Source organism: Streptomyces africanus (assembly GCF_002150735.1).
Lineage (GTDB): Bacteria > Actinomycetota > Actinomycetes > Streptomycetales > Streptomycetaceae > Streptomyces > Streptomyces africanus.
On the sequence record NZ_MUKA01000142.1, the window covers coordinates 1 to 6169 of the forward strand.

General features: G+C 70.8%; 5 protein-coding genes. All 5 read right to left on the reverse strand.

Going from position 1 to position 6169, the window contains the following annotated elements; genetic code table 11:
* Window positions 1–359: DUF4240 domain-containing protein (locus tag CCL05_RS19035; RefSeq protein ID WP_086561697.1), on the reverse strand; the 359-nt coding region annotated here is incomplete at its 3' end.
* 56 nt (window positions 360–415) lie between these two features.
* Window positions 416–1402, reverse strand: a complete 987-nt coding sequence (locus CCL05_RS19040; RefSeq protein WP_086561700.1) for a helix-turn-helix transcriptional regulator — start codon at window positions 1400–1402, stop codon at window positions 416–418.
* Between the two features lie 77 nt (window positions 1403–1479).
* Window positions 1480–4182: a pyruvate dehydrogenase (acetyl-transferring), homodimeric type gene (gene aceE / locus CCL05_RS19045; protein WP_086561698.1), complete on the reverse strand. Its 2703-nt coding sequence runs from the start codon at window positions 4180–4182 to the stop codon at window positions 1480–1482.
* Between the two features lie 267 nt (window positions 4183–4449).
* Window positions 4450–5073, reverse strand: a complete 624-nt coding sequence (locus CCL05_RS19050; protein ID WP_086561699.1) for a GntR family transcriptional regulator — start codon at window positions 5071–5073, stop codon at window positions 4450–4452.
* A gap of 279 nt (window positions 5074–5352) precedes the next feature.
* The coding region (locus CCL05_RS19055) for a 2-oxo acid dehydrogenase subunit E2 (protein WP_208641566.1) at window positions 5353–6169 on the reverse strand (817 nt) is incomplete at its 5' end.

Here is a 6169-nt window from a genome sequence, read left to right on the forward strand (position 1 = left end):
TAGCCGAGCTCCTCGCCGTCGCCGTCGATCTCCTCGTCGAAGTCGTCCAGCAGATCGGCGAGCGAGTCCGGGTCGTGCACGGCGCCCTCGAAGACATGGCGGCCCTGGCCGATCAGCCAGCAGCGGAAGAAGTCGAAGGCGTCGTCGCTCGCCCCGTCGAGCAGTACCCAGGCCGCGCCCCACAGGTCCCAGTGGTAGGCCCGGTTGTAGCGGGACTCGAAGTGCCGGGCGAAGTCCAGGACCGAGTCCGGGTCCTTCTGCGTGAGCCGCTCCACGAGCAGGTCGGCCTGCTCCTCCGGGTCGCCCTCGGCGGCCTCCCGGGTGTCGTCCACCAGCTCCCAGAACTCCGTCTCGTCCATCACGGGTCCAGCATCGGCCCTGGGGCACAGGGGCGCACCCGGAGTGCGCGGGATCGTTATACGCCGTCCCGGCGGTGGTACAGCCCGGCCAGCCGCAGCGCGTCCCCGGCGAACCGCTCGCGCAGGCTCTCCGGCGCCAGCACCTCCACCTCCGGGCCCAGCGCCGTCAACTGGGTGTGGGCGACCTCCTCGGACTCCACCGGCAGGGCCACCGTCACCCAGCCGTCGCCGTCCGGAGCGTCCGCGTCCGCCAGGGCCTCACGGGCGGACAGCGAGCCGAGGGCGTGCGGCAGTGCGCGCACACCGTCCGGGGACAGCCGCACCACGACCCGTGCCCGCAGGATCGACCGCGCGAACTGCTCCGCCCGCTCCTCCCAGAAGGCCGGCAGATCGAAGTCCGGCTCCCGCTCGAAGCGCTCCTCACCCGGGTCCACCGCCGTGAACCGGTCGATCCGGTACACCCGGAAGGACCCGCCCCCGGCCACCCGGGCGCACAGGTACCAGACGCCGGCCTTCAGCACGAGCCCGTACGGCTCCAGCTCGCGGACGACCGCGTCCTCCCCGCGCCGGTAGCGCGCGGTGATCCGCAGGTCGTCCCACACCGCGTCGGCGACCGCCGGCAGCAGCACGGGCGTCTCCGGCTCCCTGAACCAGTTCGGCGCATCCAGATGGAACCGCTGCGCCGCCGTCCTCGACGCGTCCCGCAGCGAGGGCAGCAGGGCGGCCGACACCTTCAGCCGGGCCGCCGAGGCGGCGTCCTCCAAGCCCATCTCGCGCAGCGCCCCCGGCACCCCGGACAGGAACAGCGCCTCGGCCTCGCTGCGGTGCAGCCCGGTCAGCCGCGTACGGTACCCGCCGACCAGCCGGTACCCGCCGACCCGGCCCCGGTCCGCGTACACCGGCACACCCGCCTCTGACAGCGCCTGGGCGTCCCGGGTGACCGTCCGCTCCGACACCTCCAGCTCACGGGCCAGCTCGGCGGCCGTCATGGACGGCCGGGACTGGAGCAGCAGCACCATCTTGATGAGCCGGGCAGCGCGCATGGACCACATCATGCAGGAGGAGGCCCCCGCCGCAGCGGGAGCCTCCTGCCGACAAGCCCTTACAGGCCGTACTTCTCTTACAGGCCGTACTTCGCGCGCGCTTCCTTCACGGCCGTCGCCTTGACCTCGCCGCGCTTGGCGAGCTGGGCCAGGGCCGCGACGACGATCGACTCGGCGTCGACACCGAAGTGGCGGCGGGCCGCCTCACGGGTGTCCGAGAGGCCGAAGCCGTCGGCGCCCAGCGAGGACCAGTCCTGCTCGACCCACTGCGCGATCTGGTCCGGGACCTGGCGCATGTAGTCGGAGACCGCCAGCACCGGGCCCTCGACGCCCTGGAGCGCCTGCCGGACGAAGGGAATCCGCTCCTCGCCGCGCAGCAGCGCCTCGTCCGCCTCCAGGGCGTCCCGGCGCAGCTCGCTCCACGAGGTCGCCGACCACACGTCGGCCGCCACGCCCCACTCCTCGGCGAGCAGCTGCTGCGCCTTCAGCGCCCAGTGGATCGCCGTACCGGAGCCGAGCAGCTGGATCCGCGGGGCGTTGGCCGGGGGCGTGATGCCCGCCGACTCCGCCGTGTTGAAGCGGTACAGGCCCTTGACGATGCCCTCGTCGATGCCGTCCACGGACGGCTTCGCGGGCTGCGGCAGCGGCTCGTTGTAGACGGTCAGGTAGTAGAAGACGTTCTGGTCCTCACCCGGGGCCGCCTCACCGTACATCCGGCGCAGACCCTCCTTGACGATGGCCGCGACCTCGTACGCGAACGCCGGGTCGTACGTCAGCGCCGCCGGGTTCGTCGCGGCGATGACGGGGGAGTGGCCGTCGGCGTGCTGGAGGCCCTCACCGGTCAGCGTCGTACGGCCCGCCGTGGCGCCGACGAGGAAGCCGCGGCCGAGCTGGTCGCCGAGCTGCCACATCTGGTCGGCCGTGCGCTGCCAGCCGAACATCGAGTAGAAGATGTAGAACGGGATCATCGTCTCGCCGTGCGTCGCGTACGACGTCGAAGCGGCGATGAAGTCGGCCATCGAACCGGCCTCGGTGATCCCCTCGTTGAGGATCTGGCCGTTCTGGGCCTCCTTGTAGTACATCAGCTGGTCGCGGTCGACCGGCTCGTACGTCTGGCCCTTCGGCGAGTAGATGCCGAGCGACGGGAAGAGCGACTCCATACCGAAGGTGCGCGCCTCGTCCGGGACGATCGGCACCCAGCGCTTGCCGGTCTCCTTGTCGCGGACCAGGTCCTTCACCAGGCGGACGAACGCCATGGTGGTGGCCACGTTCTGCGAGCCGGAGCCCTTGTCGAAGGACGCGAACGCCTTCTCGGCGGGCGCGGGCAGCGGCGCCACCGGGTGGACGCGGCGGGCCGGGGCCGGACCGCCGAGGGCGGCACGCCGCTCCTGGAGGTAGCGGACCTCGGGGGAGTCGGCGCCCGGGTGGCCGTAGGGGACCACGCCGTCGACGAAGTCGCTGTCCTTGATCGGCAGGCCGAGCAGGTCGCGCATGTTCTTGAACTCGTCCACCGTCAGCTTCTTCATCTGGTGGTTGGCGTTCTTCGACGCGAAGCCCTCGCCGAGGGTGTGGCCCTTGACCGTCTGGGCCAGGATCACGGTCGGCGCGCCCTTGTGCTCGACGGCGGCCTTGTACGCGGCGTACACCTTGCGCGCCTCGTGACCACCGCGCGAGAAGTGGAAACACTCGAGGATCTTGTCGTCGCTCAGCAGCTTCGCCAGCTCCGCCAGCGCCGGGTCGCCGCCGAAGAAGTCCTGGCGGATGTAGGCCGCGTCGCGGGTCTGGTACGTCTGGATCTGCGCGTCCGGTACCTGGCGCAGACGGCGTACGAGCGCGCCCGTGGTGTCGAGCTGGAACAGCTCGTCCCAGGCCGTGCCCCAGAGCGTCTTGATGACGTTCCAGCCGGCGCCGCGGAACTGGGCCTCCAGCTCCTGCACGATCTTGAAGTTGGCGCGGACCGGGCCGTCCAGGCGCTGCAGGTTGCAGTTGATGACGAACGTGAGGTTGTCCAGCTCCTCACGGGCCGCCAGCGCGAGGGCCGCCGTCGACTCGGGCTCGTCCATCTCGCCGTCACCGAGGAACGCCCACACGTGCGAGGCGGAGGTGTCCTTGATGCCGCGGTTGGTCAGGTAGCGGTTGAAGCGCGCCTGGTAGATGGCGGAGAGCGGGCCGAGGCCCATCGACACCGTCGGGAACTCCCAGAGCCAGGGCAGGCGGCGCGGGTGCGGGTAGGAGGGCAGGCCGTTGCCGCCCGCCTCGCGGCGGAAGTTGTCGAGCTGCTCCTCGGTCAGCCGGCCGTCGAGGAACGCGCGGGCGTAGATGCCGGGGGAGGCGTGGCCCTGGATGTAGAGCTGGTCGCCGGAGCCGTCGGCCTCTTTGCCCTTGAAGAAGTGGTTGAAGCCGGTCTCGTAGAGCCAGGCAGCGGAGGCGAAGGTGGCGATGTGGCCGCCGACGCCGTACTTGCTGCCGCGGGTGACCATCGCCGCCGCGTTCCAGCGGTTCCACGCGGTGATCCGCTGCTCCATCGCCTCGTCACCGGGCACGGCCGGCTCGGCGGCGGTGGGGATGGAGTTGACGTAGTCGGTCTCGAGGAGCTTCGGCAGCGCGATGCCGGCGCCCTCGGCGCGCTCCAGCGTGCGGCGCATCAGGTACGCGGCACGGTGCGGCCCGGCCGCCTCGGTGACGGCGTCCAGGGAGGCCTGCCATTCGGCGGTCTCCTCCGGGTCGCGGTCCGGGAGCTGGTCGAGCTCGCTCGGCTGGATGGCGTTGGGGTCGGTCATGTCGCCGCCTTCCTCAGTCGAAGGGGGTTCCCTCACGTAAGGGGATCGGGGGTGCCCTTGGTCTTTGGCAGGACAGGGCTGGAGCTTGGGTGGCAAGCCCGTCGGCGACTGTAACTCGCTGATCGATGATCGATCAAAGGGTTGAGAGGCAAAACCTCTTGATCACGAGAAAGTAGGCACGGGGTGCCTCCGGCGGTGGCACGCGGTGACGGCTTTCCTCTGGGTTTTCGCAGGTGAGAGGCGTTTGAGCGGGAGTGCGCTCGGGTGTCACGCCCGCGGCGCGCAGCCCAGGACGTGCGCCTTCACCAGTTCCGCGATCCGGGGGTCGCGGCGCTTGAAGGCGGCGACCAGCTCCTCGTGCTCCTCGGCGTACGACTGCTGCCGGGTGCCCAGCCAGCGGATCGACAGGGCCGTGAACACCTCGATGCCGAGGCCTTCCCAGGTGTGCAGCAGGACGGAGTTGCCCGCCGCGCGGACCAGTTCGCGGTGGAAGGCGACGGTGTGGCGGACCTGGGCCGTGCCGTCGGAGACGCGGTCGGCCTGGTAGAGGGCGTTGACATGGGGCTCCAGGGCCGAGCAGTCCTCCGACAGGCTCTGAGCCGCCAGTTCCGCGGCGATGGCCTCCAGGCCGGCCCGGACCGGGTAGCTCTCCTCCAGGTCGGCGGCCGTCAGGTTCCTGACGCGGACGCCCTTGTTCGGAGCGGACTCGATCAGGCGCAGCGACTCCAGTTCGCGCAGGGCCTCGCGGACCGGGGTCTGGCTGACCTCCAGCTCGGTGGCGATCCGGCGCTCCACGATCCGCTCGCCCGGCTGCCAGCGTCCGCTGATGATCCCCTCCAGGATGTGCTCGCGGATCTGCTCGCGCAGCGAGTGGATGACGGGCGCGGTCATGTGGGCTCCTTAGGCGGGATTGACGTTTAGACAATACGGCCGGTTCGCTCCGCGGGTGGGGCCGACGAGGGCGCTGTCGCGCAGGTGAGACGAGGCGCACACGGTGTTTGCGGCGCATGTGAGCTCGGGCCGGACGGTCTTCGGCGGCTGCGGGTCGTTCGTGCTTGATCGCGCCCACGCGGCGGAGCCGCACATTGATACAGCCCCGCGCCCCTTGGGTACGACGGTGCCCCGCCCGGGAGATCCGGACGGGGCACCGATCAGCCGTAGAACCCGAGGTCAGAGGCCGAGCTCGACCTCGAACTCGCCCGCCTCCAGGATGGCCTTGACCGCCGTCAGGTAACGGGCCGCGTCGGCGCCGTCCACCAGGCGGTGGTCGTAGGACAGGGTCAGGTACGTCATGTCGCGGACGCCGATGACCGTGCCCTCCTCCGTCTCGATGACGGCGGGGCGCTTGACCGTGGCGCCGATGCCGAGGATGGCGACCTGGCCCGGCGGCACGATGATCGTGTCGAAGAGCGCGCCGCGCGACCCGGTGTTGGAGATGGTGAAGGTCGCGCCGGACAGCTCGTCCGGGGTGATCTTGTTGGCGCGGACCTTGCCCGCCAGCTCGGCCGTGGCCTTGGCGATACCGGCGAGGTTGAGGTCACCGGCGTTCTTGATGACCGGGGTCATCAGGCCCTTCTCGGAGTCCACCGCGATACCGATGTTCTCGGTGTCGAAGTAGGTGATGGTCCCCTCGGCCTCGTTGATCTTGGCGTTGATGGGCGCGTGCGCCTTCAGCGCCTGGGCCGCGGCCTTGACGAAGAACGGCATCGGGGAGAGCTTGACGCCCTCACGGGCCGCGAACGCGTCCTTGGCACGGGAGCGCAGCTTCATCAGGCGGGTGACGTCGACCTCGACGACCGAGGACAGCTGGGCCTGCTCGTGCAGGGCCTTGACCATGTTGTCGCCGATGACCTTGCGGATCCGCGGCATCTTGATGGTCTGTCCGCGCAGCGGGGACGCCTCCAGCACCGGGGCCTTCTTCGCCGCGGCCGGAGCTGCGGCGGCCGGGGCCGGGGCAGCGGCGGCGGCCTTGGCGGCCTCGGCGGCG